The organism is Streptomyces canus, from assembly GCF_041435015.1.
GTDB classification, from domain to species: domain Bacteria; phylum Actinomycetota; class Actinomycetes; order Streptomycetales; family Streptomycetaceae; genus Streptomyces; species Streptomyces canus_G.
Map to the genome: position 1 here is coordinate 774,868 of NZ_CP107989.1, position 18,838 is coordinate 793,705.

13 protein-coding genes and 1 pseudogene are annotated in these 18,838 nt (G+C 69.8%); 7 read left to right on the plus strand and 7 right to left on the minus strand.

Annotated features, from left to right (window positions below; translation table 11 throughout):
- The first annotated feature begins 35 nt into the window (after window positions 1-35).
- The 5 genes from OG841_RS03730 (at window position 36) to OG841_RS03750 (ending at window position 6,004) form a co-directional block, all read left to right on the plus strand.
- Entirely contained in the window at window positions 36-896 is an 861-nt protein-coding gene (locus OG841_RS03730; protein WP_328642798.1) for a 3-hydroxybutyryl-CoA dehydrogenase, read from the plus strand.
- 440 nt (window positions 897-1,336) lie between these two features.
- Window positions 1,337-1,780 carry a DUF485 domain-containing protein gene (locus OG841_RS03735; protein ID WP_365121743.1) on the plus strand — a complete coding sequence of 148 codons (444 nt, stop codon included), beginning with the start codon at window positions 1,337-1,339 and terminating at the stop codon, window positions 1,778-1,780.
- Window positions 1,777-3,405, plus strand: coding sequence for a sodium/solute symporter (locus OG841_RS03740; protein ID WP_365121740.1), 1,629 nt, complete (start codon window positions 1,777-1,779; stop codon window positions 3,403-3,405). The genes OG841_RS03735 and OG841_RS03740 overlap by 4 nt, the downstream gene beginning before the upstream one ends.
- Before the next feature lie 106 nt (window positions 3,406-3,511).
- Window positions 3,512-4,012, plus strand: coding sequence for a pyridoxamine 5'-phosphate oxidase family protein (locus OG841_RS03745; RefSeq protein WP_328642795.1), 501 nt, complete (start codon window positions 3,512-3,514; stop codon window positions 4,010-4,012).
- A gap of 561 nt (window positions 4,013-4,573) precedes the next feature.
- The gene (locus OG841_RS03750) at window positions 4,574-6,004 is read left to right on the plus strand and encodes a non-reducing end alpha-L-arabinofuranosidase family hydrolase (protein ID WP_328642794.1); all 1,431 of its coding nucleotides are present in this window, start codon (window positions 4,574-4,576) and stop codon (window positions 6,002-6,004) included.
- Window positions 6,005-6,274: 270 nt separating this feature from the next.
- Here the strand turns inward: OG841_RS03750 and OG841_RS03755 are convergent, their stop codons facing one another.
- Both OG841_RS03755 and OG841_RS03760 read right to left on the minus strand, forming a co-directional pair.
- The gene (locus tag OG841_RS03755) at window positions 6,275-10,348 is read right to left on the minus strand and encodes a beta-galactosidase (protein WP_371570552.1); all 4,074 of its coding nucleotides are present in this window, start codon (window positions 10,346-10,348) and stop codon (window positions 6,275-6,277) included.
- A gap of 488 nt (window positions 10,349-10,836) precedes the next feature.
- Window positions 10,837-11,694 carry an oxygenase MpaB family protein gene (locus tag OG841_RS03760; protein WP_371563402.1) on the minus strand — a complete coding sequence of 286 codons (858 nt, stop codon included), beginning with the start codon at window positions 11,692-11,694 and terminating at the stop codon, window positions 10,837-10,839.
- Window positions 11,695-12,206: 512 nt separating this feature from the next.
- Between OG841_RS03760 and OG841_RS03765 the strand changes: the two are divergent.
- Window positions 12,207-12,600, plus strand: a pseudogene (locus OG841_RS03765) (hypothetical protein).
- A 132-nt stretch (window positions 12,601-12,732) separates the two neighbouring features.
- Complete coding sequence (locus OG841_RS03770) at window positions 12,733-13,107, plus strand: hypothetical protein (protein ID WP_328642791.1); 375 nt, start codon at window positions 12,733-12,735, stop codon at window positions 13,105-13,107.
- 57 nt (window positions 13,108-13,164) lie between these two features.
- On the opposite strand, the gene hypE is transcribed toward OG841_RS03770, so the two are convergent.
- From hypE to hypB, 5 genes are read right to left on the minus strand one after another with little or no spacing between them, the layout of a single operon-like run.
- Window positions 13,165-14,244: a hydrogenase expression/formation protein HypE gene (gene hypE, locus OG841_RS03775; protein WP_326660462.1), complete on the minus strand. Its 1,080-nt coding sequence runs from the start codon at window positions 14,242-14,244 to the stop codon at window positions 13,165-13,167.
- Window positions 14,237-15,364, minus strand: a complete 1,128-nt coding sequence (gene hypD, locus OG841_RS03780) for a hydrogenase formation protein HypD (protein ID WP_365121731.1) — start codon at window positions 15,362-15,364, stop codon at window positions 14,237-14,239. Before hypD ends, hypE begins: the two co-directional genes overlap by 8 nt.
- Window positions 15,361-15,669: a HypC/HybG/HupF family hydrogenase formation chaperone gene (locus OG841_RS03785; RefSeq protein ID WP_328642788.1), complete on the minus strand. Its 309-nt coding sequence runs from the start codon at window positions 15,667-15,669 to the stop codon at window positions 15,361-15,363. Before OG841_RS03785 ends, hypD begins: the two co-directional genes overlap by 4 nt.
- 32 nt (window positions 15,670-15,701) lie before the next feature.
- On the minus strand, window positions 15,702-18,086 hold the full coding sequence (gene hypF / locus OG841_RS03790) for a carbamoyltransferase HypF (protein ID WP_328642787.1): 2,385 nt from the start codon (window positions 18,084-18,086) through the stop codon (window positions 15,702-15,704).
- Window positions 18,083-18,838, minus strand: coding sequence for a hydrogenase nickel incorporation protein HypB (gene hypB, locus OG841_RS03795; protein ID WP_328642786.1), 756 nt, complete (start codon window positions 18,836-18,838; stop codon window positions 18,083-18,085). The genes hypF and hypB overlap by 4 nt, the downstream gene beginning before the upstream one ends.

Genomic DNA, 18,838 nt, shown 5'->3' on the forward strand with positions numbered 1-18,838 from the left:
CACCAGACCCGCTCACCAGAAAGGACGGACTCCGGATGGATCCCGTCACCCGTCTCGGCGTCGTCGGATGCGGCCTCATGGGCTCCGGCATCGCCGAAGTCGCCGCCCGCAGCGGCATCGACGTCCGTGTCGCCGAGGCCACGCATGACGCGGTCGAGGCAGGCCGCCGCCGACTCACCGCCTCCCTCGACCGAGGCCTACGGCGCGGCAAGCTCAGCGAGGAACAACGCGACCAGACCCTCGCCCGGCTCTCCTTCACCCGTGACCTCGGTGACATGGCCGACCGCCAGTTCGTCGTCGAGGCCGTCGCCGAGAACCGCGACATCAAGACCGGTGTCCTGCGCGACCTGGACAAGGCGATCGAAGACCCCACGGCGGTCCTGGCCACCAACACCTCCTCGATCCCCGTCGTCGATCTCGCCGTCGTCACCCAGCGGCCCGAACGGGTCATCGGCCTGCACTTCTTCAACCCCGTCCCCGTGCAGCAGCTGGTCGAGGTCATCCCCTCCCTCGTCACCGGCGCGGACACGGTGCGACGGACCCGCGGCTTCGCCGAACAGCTGGGCAAACAGGCCATCCAGGCGCCCGACCGTTCCGGCTTCGTCGTCAACGCCCTCCTCGTGCCCTACCTGCTCAGCGCGGTACGCATGGTGGAGTCGGGCTCCGCACGGCCGGACGACATCGACCGGGGCATGGAACTCGGGTGCGCGCACCCCATGGGGCCGCTGAGCCTGCTCGACCTCATCGGCCTCGACACGGCCCAGGCCGTGGCCGAGTCGATGTACGAGGAGTACAAGGAGCCGCTGTACGCACCGCCCGCCCTCCTGCGCCGGATGGTCGCCGCGGGTCACCTCGGCCGCAAGAGCGGCCGCGGGTTTCACACCTACGACAGCTGAGGCGGGTCGAACAGTTCAACGACTTCTGGTCGTGCACCGGGGCACGTTCAGGCAGCGCGATAGTCGGCAGGCATATGCCAGCAGTACCACCCCCTCGTTGGACGGCACGCCACTGCGGCATTCGACGTACGGTTCATCGTCCCGCCGACCGGTTAGCTCCCGTCGGAGCGGCCGATGCGGACTGGGACTGACGTACGACGTACGGACGGTCGAATACAAAGGGCAGGGGCCACAGGAGACACCTGTGGCACTCCCGTCGCACCCCCACCACGGGCACCAATCGCGGCCTGCTCGCCTTCGGGGCTCCCGCCAGAAAGTTCAACGGAACACACATCCACCGCCCGGACACCCGCATACCGTGCGGTGACCCGAACCGCCTCCGCCTCCCCCACAGTCCTGCGGTCCGTGACTTCCGGGCCCACCGCGCTAGGAGTTTTGGGATGTCCTACGACCGCTCGGAATTATCCCTGTCGCACCGGCACAACGGACGGGTCTCCTCCCCCACCTCACACCGGCCGACGTCCCTCGCGTCGGCCGGAGAGCGTCCGGGAAGCGGGGCCCGTCCGCGTTCGTGGTCCAGCTACCACCGCGCCCTGCGCGTCCTGCGCCGCGCCTGCCGGTGGCAGCGACGCGTGGCCACCCTGGCCGCCCTCGGTTACTTCGCCGTCTTCCTCACCCTCACCGTCAAGGCCCCCGGGTTCATGGCTCGCCCGGCCCTCGGCGGGCTCCCCACCGGCCTGCTGCTCGCCGTCGTACAGATCCCCGTCACCTGGCTTGCCGTCCTGCTGTTCGAGTACTCGGCACGGCGATTCGTCGATCCCCTGGCCCGCCGGGTCAGCCGGTACGCGCCCCCGGCCGACGGCGACGGCCGGGCCCAGGCATGACCGACCTCGGCGGCTCCGCGCAGTCCTGGTCCCTGGTCGCGTTCTGCAGCGTCGTCACGCTCACGCTCCTGCTGTGCGTGCTGACGGGCCCCGACCGCGACGACCTGGAGGAGTTCTACACCGGCTACCGATCGCTGTCCCCGCTGCGCAACGGCCTGGCGGTCGCGGGCGACTACATCTCCGCCGCGACCGTGCTCACCATCGGCGGGGTCATCGCCCTGTGCGGCTACGACGGAGTCGTCCTGGCCCTGAGCACGCTGCTGTCCCTGCTCCTGCTGATGTTCCTGCTCGCCGAACCCCTGCACAACACCGGCCGGTTCACCATGGGTGACGCTCTGAGCCGACGCGTCCCCGGGCGGGCCGTACGCATCACCGCGTGTGGGGTGACCCTGCTGTCGCTGATCCCGATGATGATCGTGCAACTGGCGGGCGTGGGACAGCTGCTGGCGTTCATCCTGGGCTTCTCCGACCGTGCCATGCAGACCGGCTGCATCGCCGGCGCCGGCATCCTGATGATCAGTTACGCCGCCCTGGGCGGGATGAGGGGGACCGCGCTGATCCAGATCATCAAGACGGTGATGCTCCTCGGATCCGGCCTCGTGGTCGCCGCACTCATCCTCGCCGGCTTCGGCTGGCATCCGGGCACGCTGGTCGACACCGCCGCGCAAGGCAGCGGAACCGGCCAGGCGTTCCTTCGGTACGGCCTGCAGTTCGCGGACGGACCGTACCCGGGACTGGACATGGTCAGCACGCAGGTCGCCATCGTGCTCGGCGGCGCCTGCCTGCCGCACGTCACGATGCGGATGTACACCGCGGGCAACGCCCGCCAGGTACGGCGCACGATGTCCTGGGCGGTGTCCTCCGTCGCCCTGTTCATGCTGGTGATCACCGTCATCGGCCTCGGGGCCACGGCGCTGGTCGGCCGCGAGCGGATCATGGCCGCCGACCCGCACGGCAGCACCGCCTACCTGCTGGGCGCCCGCGCCGCGTTCGGCCCGGACGTCTCACGCACCGAGAGCCTGGTGTTCAGCACCGTCACCACGGCGATCTTCCTGACTCTCCTGGCATCCGTCGCCGGGATGACGCTGGCCTGCGCCAACTCCCTGGCACACGACGTCGCCGCCTCCCGGCACAGGGGGATGCCGGCCCTGCGGGAGATGACCCTGGCGAGGGTGAGCGCGCTGATCGTCGGCGTACCGGTGGTGCTGCTGGCGGCCCTGGCCCAGCACCGCAGCCTTCAGCCGCTGGCCACCCTGTCCTTCTGCATGGGCGCCTCCGCCATCGCGCCCGCGCTGGTCTACTCGCTGTTCTGGCGACGCTTCGGCAAGGCCGGGCTGCTCGCCACGCTGATCGGCGGTTCGGCCGCCGTCCTGGTCCTGATGTCGGGCACCCGGCTCGTCTCCGGCTCCCCGGCATCGGCCTTCCCGGAAGCCGACCTGAACTGGTTCCCCTTCACCACGACCGCCCTGGTCTCCGTACCGGTGGGCTTCGCCTGCGGCTGGCTCGGCACCTTCCTGAGCGGACGCCGCAGCGCCCGTCGCGCACGCGAACGGTACGCCGGCATCGAGCAACTGATCCTCGCCGGACCTCCGCAGCGCCGCCCGAGCTGGAGCGACAACGACTAGAACTCGGTGTGTTCCGGGTGTCGAGAATGTGGCGCCGACTCCGTCCCAGGTGTGACCGACCCCAACGATCCGTCGGCGGACCGAGAAGGACAACGGAGGAACCACCGTGGAAACGAACGAGATCACCGACGTTCTGAACCGACCGACAAGCCAGGAGCTGCTGGCTCGCGACGTGACCCGCTTGGCATACGTGGCCAAGGACGGCACACCCCGCAACGTCCCGATCGCGTTCGTCTGGAACGGCTCGGAGATCGTCATGTGCACTACGAAGAACGCCCCGAAGCTCCCGGCCCTGCGCGAGAACCCGGCGGTCGCCCTGACGATCGACACCGAGGTGCACCCGCCCAAGATCCTCCTCATTCGGGGCCGGGCCGAGCTGGACTTCGTCGATGGCATCCCGGACGAGTATCTCCAGCCGACCAGCACCTACGAGATGACCCCCGAGCAACGGGTCGAGTGGGAGGCGGAGGTGCGTTCGCTCTACCACGACGGCATGGTCCGGATCGTCGTGACGCCGACCTGGGCAAAGCTGATCGACTTCGAGACGACCCTGCCGAGCGCGGTCGAGGAACTGGTCCGGCAGCGGGAGGAGCGTCGGCGCACCTGAACGGGAAGCTGCGTTACGTCCGGCCGGCGGAGGCGCCGGTAGGGATCAGTGCACCGGCACGGGCCCCGGCTCCGCAGCGGACTGTTCACGGCGAGCCCATCCGAGGCGCCCCGCCGGTGCGAAGATCAACCCAGGGACGGCCTCGCGCGGTTCCTTCGGGACCGCAAACTGCGGGTGCGCACGCCGACGATCCCCCGCAGTGCTGGTCGGTGGCATGGTGCCGGCCGGCGAGACAGGCAGCCACCGCCCCGTCCAGGGCGAGGCCCTCGCACCCCGCTCGGCGAGTTCTCGACGCTCCCCGCACCGCAGACGACCGCCGCAGGCACGCCAAAGACCCGTACGAACACGGGACTTGAAGCCGCCTGGTTTCAGCCTGCGAACGTTTCTGCCCGCGGATTCTGCGAGAAGTATTGACGTCATTCATGGGATGTCTAGCATTCTCGCGATCGGTACTTCGACCCCTGTTTGATATACCGAACATCCGGGTCGCACCACGCCGGCATCCGGACAGCCTCTGACGGGGAAGACCGGAGCCGCTTGCTCAAGGATGACGAGGTCCTTATGCGCAGACGTAGTTCCAGCCTCAGGCGCCCGTCCGCGGTGCTCGCCGCCGCGGTCGCGGCCCTGGCCGCGTTGGCGGCACTGCTCGTCGCCGGCCCGGCTCAGGCGGCCACCACCAGCGAAGTGCGCGGTGTTGATTCCGGCCGCTGTCTCGATGTGGAGAGCTTCAGCCAGACCGATGGCGCGAACGTGCACATCTGGGACTGCCACGGCGGAGTCAACCAGCAGTGGACGTTGACGGACAGCAGCCAGCTGACCGTGTACGGCAACAAGTGCCTGGATGCCCGGGGCGCCGGTACCACGAACGGGACCCCGGTGCAGATCTGGTCGTGCAACGGCAGTGACAACCAGCAGTGGCGGGTGAACTCCGACGGCACGATCGTCGGCGTGCGGTCCGGGCTGTGCCTGGAGGCCGCGGGCTGGGGTAAGGCCAACGGCACGGGGGTGCAGCTCTGGTCGTGCCACGGCGGCGCCAACCAGAAGTGGACCGGCCTGTCCGGGGCGAGCAACGCGTGTGCTCTTCCGTCGACGTACCGGTGGAGCTCGACCGGCCCGCTGGCGGAGCCGGCGAACGGGCAGCTCGCGCTGAAGGACTTCACCACCACCACGTACAACGGCAAGCACCTGGTCTACTCGACCACCTCCAACGGAACGAAGTGGGGCTCGACGGGGTTCAGTCCCTTCACGAACTGGTCGGACATGGGGGCGGCCACCCAGACCCAGATGAACGACGACGCGGTGGCGCCCGAACTGTTCTACTTCGCGCCCAAGAACATCTGGGTGATGGTGTCCCAGTGGGGTCAGTGGCCGCTCCACTACCGCACGTCCAGCGACCCCACCAACCCCAACGGCTGGTCCGCCCGGCAGCCGCTGTTCACCGGCAGCCTCCCCGACGGCCCCGACGCGAACCAGAAGAACGCCCCGATCGACCCGACCATGATCGCCGACGACCAGAACATGTACCTGTTCTTCGCCGCTGACAACGGCAAGATCTACCGGGCGAGCATGCCGATCGGGAACTTCCCGGGCAACTTCGGCTCCTCGTACACGACGGTCATGAGCGACACACGGGACCTTCTGTTCGAGGCGCCGGAGGTCTACAAGGTCCAGGGCCAGAACCAGTACCTCATGATCGTCGAGGCGCAGGGGGCGAACCGCTACTTCCGCTCGTTCACCGCCTCCAGCCTGAACGGTCCGTGGACGGTCCAGGCGGGCAGCGAGAGCAGCCCCTTCGCGGGCCAGGCCAACAGCGGTTCCACCTGGGCCCAGGGCGTCAGCCACGGTGACCTGGTCCGCAACAACCCCGACCAGACCATGACCATCGATCCCTGCAACCTGCAGTTCCTCTACCAGGGCCTCCCCACCAACACCACGGAACCCGACTACCTGAAACTGCCGTACCGGCCGGGCCTGCTCACCCTGCAGCGCTGACCCGCGGGCGCGTCCAACGCTGAGCCCACTCGGTCAGACACTGACCATCGACCCCTGCCGGCTCCAATTCGTCTACCAGGGCGTCGACCCCAAGGCCAACGGCGACGACGGCTACATCAAGATGCCCTACCGGATGGGCCTGCTCACGCAGACCAACTCCCCCTGCTGACACCGGTATCCGGTTCAAGCCCACCGTCACGCCCCTTGCCCGCCGGGCAAGGGGCGTGACGCGCTGTCGCGCGTTCGGGCCCTGCTTTCTCGGATCGGCCGTCAGCCACACGTCAGTGTGGGTACCGCCCAGTCGCCGTGGTCGTTGCCGTTGCCGTCGCCGGCGTCGCCTACCTTGAGGTCGACCACCTGGGCGCCGCTGACGTCGACGTCGACGGGCACGGCGGTCTGTCGGCCGCGGATCGTCGGCGTGGTCAGCAGGGTCCTGCCGTCGGCGATCACGGAGAACGTCACCGTTCCCGCACCACTTGTCTCGTCGTCGACGCCCACTTCCGCCGTCAACCGCGAGCAGTTTCCGGCGAGGTAGAGCTGGATGTCGCTGAGGGCATTGGTGCCGAGGCCCTTGGCGTAACCCACTCCGCCGATACTGATCGCACGACCGTCCCCGGCCGCCTGCTCGCCGACGCTGCTGTCACGCTCCACCGGACCCCATCCGTTGGTGGAGGACAGGAACGGCAGGTCGCTCACAGCGCTCTTCCCGGCCGGCGGCGCCGGTGGTATCCCGCCGATGATGCGCTCGTCGACACCCGTGGCCTGCCGTCCGTTCTGTGTGTAGTGCACCGTGGTGGTGAGCGCCGAGGCGGACGGCAGATCCCCGGTCGGCGGCTGGACCTTCCACGTGAAGGTTGCCGATCCGCCCGGCTGCAGGCTCTTGAGGGACACGGGGCTCGTGGCGCTCACGCTCCACCCGTCGGGTGCGGAGAGCGAGGCCGTCAGCCGGGATGCGGGCGGTGCGCCCTTCGGCACTCGCACGGTCGTCCGGGCCGTGAAGGCCTCTCCCGGCTGAGCGGTGTCGGGCACGCCCAGGGTGACGTCCGCTCCCGGAGGCTTCGGCATCGCGTACTTCCGGGAGTCGTAGCGCGGGCTGTCGTTCTGCGCGACGCGCAGGGACGAGGCGTAGCTGCCGTAGTCGGTGAGCGAGACCTTGCCGAGGCCGCCGGTGCTGCCGTCCAGGTTCCACACGGCGATGGCGATGCTGTTGCGGCCGTTCGGGTTCAGGATTCCGTTGGGGACGGGGAACGTGTGCTGCGGGCCCAGGTAGTTGACGTAGTTGCCGACCTGCCAGCCGTTCACGAAGAGCGTGGCACGGTACTTGCGGGACGGGTCGTCGGTGAACGTCAGGCCGAGTGAGGTGTCCTGGCCGCGAGGCAGGTCCAGCGTGGCATCGGTGCGGTACCAGGACACCCCGGGGCGGGCGTCGGCCGTCGGCAGGGTGACCCGGTTCCACTTGCCGTCCGGGTAACCCGGGAGGGACCAGCCCGCCCGCTCGCCGTACAGGCCGCCCGTCGAGAGCGGGCCGCGCACCGTGTCCTGCAGGTCCTCGCCACCGCGTACGCCCTGAAGGCGCCAGGTGACGGAGGTCAGCGGGGCTCCTACCAGGGAGGCGCTGGTCAGGCCGCGCGCGGTCTTGTTGCCGTTGGTCGAGTTGTAGTCCTCCTCGTGCCCCATGTTCACGGTGAGCACGGAGAGGATGTTGTCGCCCTTGGACTTGACCGAGCCGGCCGGGAAGGTGAAGTCGGCGCTGCCCGTGGTCGAGCTGCCCAGGAAGGTGCCGTTGAGCCAGGCGGAGAACGCCTGTGCCCCTCCGCCCGAGTCCGAGACCAAGTGGATGCCGGTCTCCTTGCCGGTGGCGTGGAAGCGGCCGCGGTACCAGGTGCTGCCGGTGTGGAAACCGTAGTCGTCCGCGTAGAGCACCGGCAGCTTGTTGATGCCGGAGACGCTGTTGGTGGTCGTCCTGTCGGCCACCTGCCAGCCGGTGTCGTCGAAGCCGGGGGCCGCTTCCGGGGACTCCTCGGCGTGCTTCCAGTTCGTCAGGGCCGGCAGGTGTACCGCGGCGGCCGTCGGGACCGTGCCGGTGAGGCTCCGGGTGTCGGTGGCCCGGGTGCCCACCGGCCGGCCGTTCCAGGTGACGCGGGCCGCGGAGGTGAACACCTCGATGTTCTTGTCGTCGGCGTTGTCGCCGGTGAGCGCCACCGTACGGCCGCCGTTCACGCTGGTCGCCGTCCGCAGCAGGTGCGTACCGCGGACCAGGACCGGGCCGGTCGCGGTGTCCTGACGCCAGAACGTCTTCGCGGTGGCCTTGTCTCCCACGAGAAGCAACAGCGGGCGCTGTCCGGCGCCGCTGACGTTGATCCGGATCAGGCCCTTGTGGGTGTAGTTCAGCCGCAGGTCACCGGTGGCCGGGTCCCAGGTGCTCGTGACGGTGCCGCCGCTGGTGGTGACCGTGGGCTTGGAGGAGTAGCGCAGGACGGTTTCGCCATCGCTGTCCGGGTCGCCGTAGAGCACGGCGAGGTCCCGGTCGCCGATGGTCGCGCCGGTCATGATCTCCGAGGTCGAGTACTGCAACTGCGCGTCCCCGAGGCGGTAGTTCGCCACGATCACGTGGGAGTCGCGTCCGTCGAGGGTGATCGCGGTGCCCGGCTGCTGGGGGACGACCGGGTAGGTCGGCTGAGCGGCGGCGTCACCCGTCGGCACGTCGATGGCGTCGATGGACACGTAGTTGTCGGTGGACCCCGAGCCGTGGCTCCCGGAGACGACGATCTTCAGCGTGTGCGCCCCGGCCGTCAGGCCGGTCTTCTGGAAGATCACCGCCTGGTTCTCGGCGCCGGAGTCGTCGACCGTCGCCACCTTGGTGCCGTCCAGGTAGACGTCGGCGTTGCCGTGGTTGTTCGTCTTCGAGCCGATCCAGCGGATCGCGGTGCCGTCGAAGGGGACGGTGACCGAGTCACCGGCCTTGTTGGAGAACGACTCGGTCTTCTTGTAGTCGCCTCCGGTGTAGCTCTGGTTGGCCACGTGCGACCACGAACCGGCGTACTGGAGCGCCGAGTCCGGGTCGTCCCAGGTGTAGCTGGTGTCCCCGGCCGGCTGGGCGTTGAAGTCCAGCGAGATGTGCGTCCTGTCGACCGCCGTGGACGTGGAGTTGCCGTGCCGCAGCACATGGAACTGGGTCTTGGTGTCCGGGTTCATCCGTGCGGTGTCGACGATGGCGGAGTCGTCCGGTGGCGTGGTCCTGATCGCGTCGGTCTTGGTCAGCGGGGCCACCGACTGGGTGAAGTACCCGATCAGCTTGTCCTCGTCGTACTTCGGGTCGAGCTGGCGGGTCTCGCGGATCGCGGCCCCGTAGTCGTACGACGTGTAGTTCTGCGGCATGCTCAGCCAGCCCCAGTTGGTGCCGCCGTAGGTCATGTAGAAGCTCTGCGCCGTCGCACCGACCGCGATGTTCTGCTTGTAGAACACGTTGGCGAACTGATCGTTGATCAGCTCGGCGCACTTGTCGTAGCCCGGACCGCCCCAGGGGTCGAAGGCGCCGCCCTGGAACTCCGGGGAGTAGAGCGGCTTGCCGGCGGGGTGGTCGTAGCTGATGTCGGGGACGCCGTTCCACTTCGAGGGGTTCGAGCAGTCGAAACCCTGCGGATACGAGTCCGGGCCGTCCACGTCCAGGGCGCCGGCACCGGAGTTGAAGGTGCCGTTGTTGTTGCCGGTCAGCGGCACGGTGATGCCGTCGGCGCGGGCCTTGTCCTCGAGGTGCTGCATGTAGGAGCGGGCGGCGGCGGAGCCGTTGTAGTACTCGTTCTCGACCTGGTAGGCGATGACCGACCCGGTGCCGTTGGTGAGTTGATGCCGGGCGATGATCTTGTCGATCCGCGTCAGCCACTCGTCGGCGTACGTGAGGAACCGCGGATCGTCGCTGCGGTTGTTCTCGGCCTTGGTGGTCAGCCAGCCGGGCAGGCCGCCGCTGTCGACCTCCGCGTTGATGTACGGCGCCGGCCGCGCGATCACGTAGAGCCCGGCTTCCTCGGCCATGTCGAGGAGCTTGTCGACGTCACGCACCCCGGTGAAGTCGTACACGCCCGGCTTGGGCGAGTGGTATCCCCAGTCGAAGTACAGCGAGGTGGAGTTGAAGCCGGCGGCCTTCATCTTCTGGAAGATGTCCCGCCACAGGTCCGGGCTCGGAAGCCGGAAGTAGTGGAACTCGCCGGACCAGAGGTAGGTCCGCTTGCCGTCGACGAGGAACGAGTAGCCGTCGAGGGTCACCGTGTGCGCCTGGGCGTTGGCGGCAGATGCGGCGGCGGATGTCGGCCCGTCCGCCTCCCGCGCCGTGGCGGGCGCGGCCATCCCCACGGCCAGGGCGATGGTCGCGGCCGTCGCGATGACGGCCCTCCACCACCCACGGCGACCGGGTCTCGCGGTCTCTGAATCTGTCCGATTCCCTCGCACTGCGGCCTCCCTCTCGCCTGAGCGATCAGCATCAAACAGACTCAGGCAAAGTCGAACAGTAGGGGGGCAGTTGACTCAGCACAATGGGGCGGTAGAACACGGTTGGGGCGGCGGGGGCGGCTGACGCCGACTTTCCCTGACGGCGCAGCGCCCAATGGCAGACCAGGTCAATCAGCGGCTGCGCAGAACTCTCGGTTGGAGTTCCGGCCGAGAGCTCTGCGTGGGCCCCCTCGCGGCACGACGGAACCGTTCGTGGTCGTCAGCCGTCCACGGGTCGTTCGAGCGCCACCCTGGGCAGGCACCGGGCGAGCGGGGCGGGCACCACCAGGCCCTCGTCCTCGTAGGAGAGCGGGATGGAGGCCCCCCGGCGCCGCTGTGTTCGAGCCTCACTCCGGTCGCGATCGCGACCCCGAGCTCATGGCCCAACGGATGGTGTGGGTCAGCAGCAGGCCTGCGGGCTGTATCGCGAGACCCTCCACGACAGGGAGCCGTGGCAGTCGTAGTACGCCCCGTTCCCGCTGCGGAAGCAGCGCGACCGCGTTCGCCGCAAGGACGCCGTAGAACGGCCGCACGGCAAGCGGTACCGGTGGGTGCAGCAGCAGGAACCGGGCGGCGGCCCTGGCCTCCGGAGTGGCCCGCAGTTCCGGCCGGTACATGGCCAGGCGTCCGGCGAGGGCCCGACGATCGCGGGGTGGATCGATCACGCCCAGTGCCTCGGCCACCCGCGCGGTGTCGGCCACGTAGCCGTCATATCCCGCCGGGTCGAGCGGCCGCGCCCCGTAGCGTTCGTGCGCGCGCAGGAAGCTGTCGGTCTCGGCCGCGTGCACCCAGCCCAGCAGATGCGGGTCCGCGGCGTGGTACGGAAGTCCCTCGGCCGTCGTCCCACGCACCCCGTGGTGGATGGCACGCACTCGCGCGACGGCGTCCTCGGCATCGGCAACGGTGCCGTACGTCGTGACAGCCAGGAAGGTGCTGGTGCGCTGCAACCGTCCCCAGGGATCACCGCGAAACCCGGAGTGCGCGGACACGGCGGCCATGGCGAGCGGATGCAGGGACTGGAGAAGGAGAGCGCTCAGCCCACCGATGAACATCGACGCGTCACCGTGGACGGTGCGGATGGGACGTTCCGGACCGAACCACCGGGGTCCGGGGGTGTCGTGGATGCGGGCACGGTTGGCGGGCCCGTCCGGACCGGCCACTCGCTCGAATACGGCCTTGCCCAGCCGATCACGAAGGTCGGTCATCACCGCGGCACCTCCCTCCGGCCCCATGGTGAGCACACCCGGTCATCCTTCTTCCCCGGCGACCGTACGTCCGGATGCGGGGGCGCCGCGCTTGTGCGCCCCGGATACCACGCTACTCGTCCGACCATGGGAGAAGCCCGCGCCGGAAGGAGCGATCACCACGCCGGGATCGGCCCTTCCGGGTCGGCCACAGCGGGCTGCGCGAACCCTTCAGTGGCGCCGCCCCCGGAGCCTTCCGAGCAGCTGCCGAGCCTGGGCCCTGCGACGCGGATCGGCCGAGGCACGGCGCACCTGCTCGACGGCACGTCGCCCCTGCGGGCTCCTGCTGAACTGCTTGATCTTCTCCAACATGCCAGGCACGACTGTCCTCCCGAGAAGGTCGACGACAACTCCTGTACGACAAGGCCTTCGTACAGACGCGGTTACCCCGGCCCCGCCGTCCCACCCCTGCCGTCGGAGGGAACAGGAACAGCGGTCATGGCATCTCAGAGGCGGCCAGTGCCTCGGGCGCCATGGGAATTCAGATTGAGGTAGTGGCGGGTTACCCGGTCAACGATGAGATGGAGCGGGTGCTCGGGCCGGCCGAAGCGGTCGGCGAGCCCGTCACCGTCACGTTCATGTGGGAGGGGCGCGACAAGGCGGAACGTGCCGTGCTGGTGCCCCCGGCCACGCTGGCGCTCTGGGAACCCCGTGGAATTCGGCCCGTTCACGCTCTTTCGTCGTCGCGTGGGTGGGCGCACGGCGGTCGCTCGCGAAGGCGTGGTGGCCGCCGAGCTCCTGGACCCCGACGAGGCGCACTGGCTCCAGGAGCGGGCCCGCCATGTCCGTCAAGGCTTCATGGATCCGAAGCAGAAGGCGGCGTTCGAGGACTTCCTCGCCCGGCAGGAATCCCTCGATGAGCAGTGAGACGCCGACCCATGCGGACGGCTTTCAAGGACGCTCATGAAGTGCCCAAAATATTACAAGATGGGATAATTTACTTAACTCGGGGACTCGTCCCCGATGCACCCCACCGACCGTGAAAAGGCGGATCCGACCATGTCGAAGAAACCACGTTCGTCCGAGCCACCACACGGAAAGGGCCCCAGCCGTCACCAGGGCACCGGACAGCACGGCTGGTCGCCCGATGTGGATGAGACGCGCCGGCAGGACAATCCGAGCGCCGAACGCTCCTTCCGTGCCGAGCATGCCGGCAAGCGCGGTCCGGGCCGGACGAAGTCCGCCGAGGAGACGAAGTCCGTCCCCGGTGACACGGTCGAGAGCCCGAGCGCAAGCGGCGAGGAGTACGGCGACGCGGACGAGAAGGGAAGGCGCGACGCCGGACGCAAGGGCCGCTCCCAGCGCCCCAGCGGCACGAAGGACGCTGCCGCCAAGACCGGCGTGGACCCACAGGATCCGTCGTCCGGGCGCTGACCGGATCAGCCCTCCGATCGGGCCCGGACGGCAGGTCCTCGGCGAACGGCGCCCCTGTCAGCAGATCCGCGGCAGTTGCTCCCCGATCGGTAGATCGACCACCCGTGTCCCTCCCAGGCCGGTCCGTGCCACGACCATGCCGGGATGCGCCTCCACGGCCTCACCGATGATCACGGACTCCGCGCCCAGAGGATGGGCGCGCATCGCCCCGAGGACGGCGTCGGCGTGCTCGCGCGGGACGAAGGCCACCAGCTTGCCCTCGTTGGCGATGTACATGGGGTCCAGTCCGAGAATGGCGCAGGCGTTGGCCACGGCCGGCGGGACCGGGACGTCGCGTTCCTGGATGACCACCCCGGTGCCGGAGGCCTGCGCGATCTCATTGAGCGAGGCGGCCAGGCCGCCTCGGGTGGGGTCGCGCAGGACGTGCAGATCCGGGGTGACGGCGAGCATGGCGTCGACCAGGCCGCCGAGCGCCGCACAGTCGCTCTTGATCTCCACTCCGAATTCCAGTCCCTCGCGCACGCTCATGACCGCCACCCCGTGGACGCCGATGGCACCGCTGACGATCACGACGTCGCCGGGGACGACCCGCTGAGGGCGCAGATCGACGCCCGCCGGGACGAGACCGATGCCCGCGGTGTTGATGTAGATCCCGTCGCCGTGGCCGGCCTCCACGACCTTGGTGTCGCCGGTGGCCACCTCCACCCCGGCGGTGCGCGCGGCCGCGCCCAGCGCCTCGGACACGCGCGTGACCACGTCGAGCTCGACGCCCTCCTCCAGGATGAATCCGCAGGAGAGGTAGGCGGCGCGGGCGCCGCTCATGGCGAGGTCGTTGACGGTGCCGTTGACCGCCAGGTCGCCGATGCTGCCGCCGGGGAAGAACAGCGGCCGCACCACGTAGGAGTCGGTCGAGAACGCCAGCCGGGCACCGCCCAGGGAGAGGACCGCGGCGTCCCCCATCTGGGCGAGCACCTCGCCCCCGAACGCGGGAGCGAAGATCTGCTGGACCAGCTCGGCGGAGAGCACTCCGCCGCCGCCGTGGCCCATGACGACCCGCGGCCGGTCCCGTAGGGGCGCCGGACACGTCCACGCCTCGACGTCCAGGGCGGGGACGGGGAGATCGGTGGTGTCAGACAACGGGGGTCGCCTCCTGGGCCTTGGCGGCGGGCGTGTCCAGCCGCCGGTAGAGGTAGTACGCGGCGCAGGCTCCCTCGCTGGAGACCATGGTGGCCCCCAGCGGCGTACGAGGCGTGCACAGAGTGCCGAAGGCCTCGCACTCGTGCGGCTTGAGCAGCCCCTGCAGGACCTCTCCGCTGCGGCACTCGGCCGGCTCCTGGGTGCGGATGCCCTCGACGGAGAAGCGGTGCTCGGCGTCGTAGCCGCGGTATTTCGGCGCCAGTCGCCAGCCGCTCTGCGGGATCACCCCGATGCCGCGCCAGGCGCGGTCGGTGACCTCGAAGACGTCCTCCAGCATGGCCCGGGCGGCCGGGTTGCCCTCCGCGCGAACGGCACGGGCGTAGGCGTTGTCGACGGTGTGCTCACCGCGTTCCAGATGCTGGACGGTACGGCGCACGCCTTCGAGGATGTCCAGTGGCTCGAAGCCCGTCACGACGATCGGCACCCGGAAGCGCTCCGCCAGTTCCGGGTACTCCCCCATGCCCATCACGCTGCAGACATGGCCGGCCGCGAGGAAGCCCTGCACCCGGCAGCTCGGCGAGGACATGATGGCCTCGATGGCGGGCGGTACGCGGACGTGGGACACCAGCATGCTGAAGTTCGGGATGCCCAGCTTCCGGGCCTGATGGACCGTCATGGCGTTGGGGGGTGCGGTCGTCTCGAAGCCGATGCCGAAGAACACCACCTCGCGGTCCGGGTTCTGCTGGGCGATCCGCAGCGCGTCGAGCGGTGAGTAGACGACCCGCACGTCGCCGCCCTCTCCGCGGACCTGGAACAGGTCCCGCCCGGTGCCCGGCACGCGCAGCATGTCACCGAAGGAGCAGAAGATCACCTCCGGTCGGGAGGCGATCTCCAGCGCCTTGTCGATGACCTCCAGCGGTGTCACGCACACCGGACAGCCGGGTCCGTGGATCAACTCGACCTTGTCCGGCAGGAGTTGGTCGATGCCGTGCCGGATGATGCTGTGGGTCTGCCCTCCGCACACCTCCATCAGCGCCCACGGCCTGGTCACCGTGGCGTGGATGTCGTCGAGGAGCCGTCGAGCCAGCTCCGGGTCCTGGAACTCGTCGATGTACTTCACTGGTTGTGTACCTCCTCCACCGGTTCCGAGCCCGCCGCCTCCGCTGCCGCCGTCTCCCAGGGATCGCCGAACTCCTCCTGCAACAAGCCGAGTTCGGCGAAGAGCTCGAGCGTCTGCTTCGCCGACTCCTCGTCCAGCCGTTGCAGGGCGAACCCGACGTGGACGATGGCGTACTCGCCGACCTGGAGGTCGGGCAGATACTCCAGGCACACCTCCTTGACCACGCCGCCGAAGTCGACGGTGGCCATCCGGGTACCGTCCCGTTCCTCGATGTCCAGCACTCTGCCGGGTACCGCCAGGCACATGAGCCTCTCCTTGCTGTGGGTCGCGCGTTTGCTCAGTCGGTGGGAGTGGGAGTGGCGCGGGCGGCCACCATCAGTTGGCCCAACGCCAGGCCACCGTCGTTGGGCGGCACCAGGTGGTGGCGCAGGACCGTGAAGCCGTCCTCGCGCAGAGTGGCTGCACAGGCCGAGGAGAGCAGCGTGTTGGCGAACACGCCTCCCGTCAGGGCGACCGTGTCCAGCCCGTGCCGCTCTCGCGCCCGCGCGCACATCCGGTGCACCAGGCCGGTCACGCCCCGGTGGAAGCGCGCGGCGACCAGGGCCGGCTCGACGCCCTCGCGCAGGTCCCCGACCATCGCCGCGAGTACGGGTGCCGGATCGGCCCGTACGGCCCCGTCCCGGTCCTCCTCCGACGTGAGCAGGGCGAAGGCGTACGCGGCGGTGTCGTCGGCCGGTGCGTGCAGAGCCGCCCCCTCCAGTTCGACGGCGGCCTGTGCCTCGTAACCGGCTCGGTGGCACACCCCGGCGAGCGAGGACACGGCGTCGAAGAGCCGACCCATGCTGGATGTGGGGACACAGTTCAGGCCCCGCTCCAACTGCCGTTCCAGGATGTGGAGTTCCTCGGGCGGGCAGGCGGTCGTACAGGCGAGGTCGTCGGACCAGTCGATACCGGCCGCCCTCAGATGGGCCAGCGCCATGCGGTACGGCCGGCGCACGGCGGCGTCACCACCGGGCAGGGGAACATACGCGAGATGTCCGAACCGGGTGAAGCGGTCGTAGTCCGCGAGCAGGAACTCCCCGCCCCACACGGCGCCGTCGTCGCCGTGGCCGGTGCCGTCGAAGGCGACGCCGATCACCGGCCGGGTGCCGTCCAGTCCGTGCTCGGCCATGGCGGCGGCGATGTGCGCGTGATGGTGCTGCACGCGTACGACGGGCCGGTGCGCCGCATTCCGGTCGGCCCATCCGGCCGAACGGTAGCCAGGATGCCGGTCGGAGACCAGGACCTCGGGCCGCACTCCCGTGATGGACTGCAACTGCGCCGCCGCGCGCTCGAAGACCCGCTGTGTGCCGACGTCGTCCATGTCGCCGATGTGGGCCGACAGCCAGGCCTGCCGGTCCGCCCCGAGGCAGAAGGCGTTCTTGAGGTCTCCGCCGACGGCGAGGGCCGGCCGCACGGGCAGCGGGAGGCAGACCGGCAACGGGGCGTAGCCCCGCGAGCGGCGGATCACCAGTGGCTCCCCGTCGCAGACGCGGACCACGGAGTCGTCGCACGGGACGTGGATCGGCCGGTCGTGCGCGAGCCAGGCGTCGGCCAGGTGCGCGAGCCGCTCCAGCGCCTCGTTGTCGTCGGTGACGATCGGCTCACCGGACACGTTGCCGCTGGTCATGACGAGCAGCCTGGGGCCGTCCGAGTCTCCGGGCAGACCGAGCAGCAGATGATGCACGGGCGTGTAGGGCAGCATCACGCCGAGGTCAGGGCTGCCGGGTGCCACGGCCTCGGCGGGCCGCGGATCCCCGCCGGCGTGCGGACGCCGCCTCACCAGGACCACCGGCCTGGCACGGCCTTCGAGCAGGCTCCGCTCCGCCGGGCTCAGCCGGACGAGGTGACGGACGTCGTCCGCGGTCCGGGCCATGACGGCGAAGGGCTTGTCCCCGCGCGCCTTCCGCCGACGCAGGAGGGCGACCGCCTCCTGGTTCGAGGCATCGCAGGCCAGGTGGTAGCCGCCCAGGCCCTTCACGGCGAGGATCGCGCCCCGCGTCAGCAGCGCACGGGCCTCGGTGACCGGGTCCGCCCCCTCGACGTTCCTGAGCCGCGTCCCCTGGGCGAGGACCAGCCGCAGACGGGGCCCGCAGGCCGGGCAGGCGACCGGCTGCGCGTGGAAGCGGCGGTCGGCCGGATCCGCGTACTCCCGGGCGCAGTCGGGACACATCGCGAAGCCGGCCATGGTGGTGTTCGCCCGGTCGTACGGCACGCCGGTGACGATCGTGAAGCGCGGGCCGCAGTGAGTGCAGTTGACGAACGGGTGCCGGTAGCGCCGGTCCGCCGGGGCTGCCAACTCGGCGAGGCAGTCGGCACAGGTGGCGGAGTCGGGCGAGACCAGGGTGCGGGCCGGTCCGCCGGTGCGCGAGGTGAGGATGGTGAACGCGGTTGTGCCGCCGACGGGAGGCATCTCCCGGTGGTGGACTGCATCCACGCGGGCCAGCGGCGGTGCCTGGGCGGCGATCAGGTCGCAGAACCGGTCCACGGCCGAGGCGCTGCCCTCGACCTCCGCGACGACGCCCTCCGGGGTGTTGGTCACGTGGCCGGCCAGGGCGAGTTCGGTGGCAAGGCCGTAGAGGTAGGGCCTGAAGCCCACGCCTTGTACCACTCCCCGGACGGTGACCCGGCGGCGTCGTGGGGTGTCCTTCGCGACGGCGGTCGGAGCCTGCGGACCGCTCACGAGTGGGTGTGGGCCATGGTGCCGGTGGCCTCCGGGTGCGGGTGCGCGTGACCGTGGTGATGAGGCTGCCGGGCCATGACCGGTGAGTGGACAGGTGCGCCGTCCACCGCGGCCAGCGCCCGGTCGAGCAGCGCGCCTACTCCCTGTCCCCGGCGTGCCGACGTCAGGATCACCTCGACGCCGGGGTTGACCTGCTCCACATGCGCGCGGAACGCCGCCTCGTCGAACTCGACGGCCTCCGCGATGTCGGTCTTGGTGACCACCACGAGGTGGGCGAGGCCGAAGGCGGTGGGGTACTTGAGCGGCTTGTCCTCCCCCTCCGTCACGGAGGCGAGGGTGACCCTCAGTGTCTCCCCCAGGTCGTAGGAGGCGGGGCAGACCAGGTTGCCGACGTTCTCCACGAACAGGAGCCGGGTGTCGTCGGGCAGCCACCCGTCCAGGTGCCCGGCGAGCATCCCCGCCTCCAGATGGCACAGTCCGTCGGTGAGTACCTGTTTGACGGGGACCCCCGAACGCGCCAGCCGGGCCGCGTCGTTCTCGGTGGCCAGATCGGCGCTCAGCGCCGCGACGGGAACGGCCCGCTCCCGTGCCCGCAGCAGTTCGCGCTCCAGCAGCGCGGTCTTGCCGCTGCCCGGACTGGACAGCAGGTTGACGACAGCGATGCCCCGAGCCGCGAGGTCCGCGCGCAGTTCGTGGGCGCTCGCGTCGTTCTTCGCGAGTACGGCCTGCCGCAGGTCGACGACACGACACAT

Bases quoted from the DNA above. Each gene is read 5' to 3' on its own strand.
- OG841_RS03730 (WP_328642798.1), top strand. From the start codon at position 36: ATGGATCCCGTCACCCGTCTCGGCGTCGTCGGATGCGGCCTCATGGGC.
- OG841_RS03735 (WP_365121743.1), top strand. From the start codon at position 1,337: ATGTCCTACGACCGCTCGGAATTATCCCTGTCGCACCGGCACAACGGA.
- OG841_RS03740 (WP_365121740.1), top strand. From the start codon at position 1,777: ATGACCGACCTCGGCGGCTCCGCGCAGTCCTGGTCCCTGGTCGCGTTC.
- OG841_RS03750 (WP_328642794.1), top strand. From the start codon at position 4,574: ATGCGCAGACGTAGTTCCAGCCTCAGGCGCCCGTCCGCGGTGCTCGCC.
- OG841_RS03755 (WP_371570552.1), bottom strand. From the start codon at position 10,348: ATGGCCGCGCCCGCCACGGCGCGGGAGGCGGACGGGCCGACATCCGCC.
- OG841_RS03760 (WP_371563402.1), bottom strand. From the start codon at position 11,694: ATGACCGACCTTCGTGATCGGCTGGGCAAGGCCGTATTCGAGCGAGTG.
- OG841_RS03770 (WP_328642791.1), top strand. From the start codon at position 12,733: ATGTCGAAGAAACCACGTTCGTCCGAGCCACCACACGGAAAGGGCCCC.
- OG841_RS03785 (WP_328642788.1), bottom strand. From the start codon at position 15,669: ATGTGCCTGGCGGTACCCGGCAGAGTGCTGGACATCGAGGAACGGGAC.
- hypB (WP_328642786.1), bottom strand. From the start codon at position 18,838: ATGTGTCGTGTCGTCGACCTGCGGCAGGCCGTACTCGCGAAGAACGAC.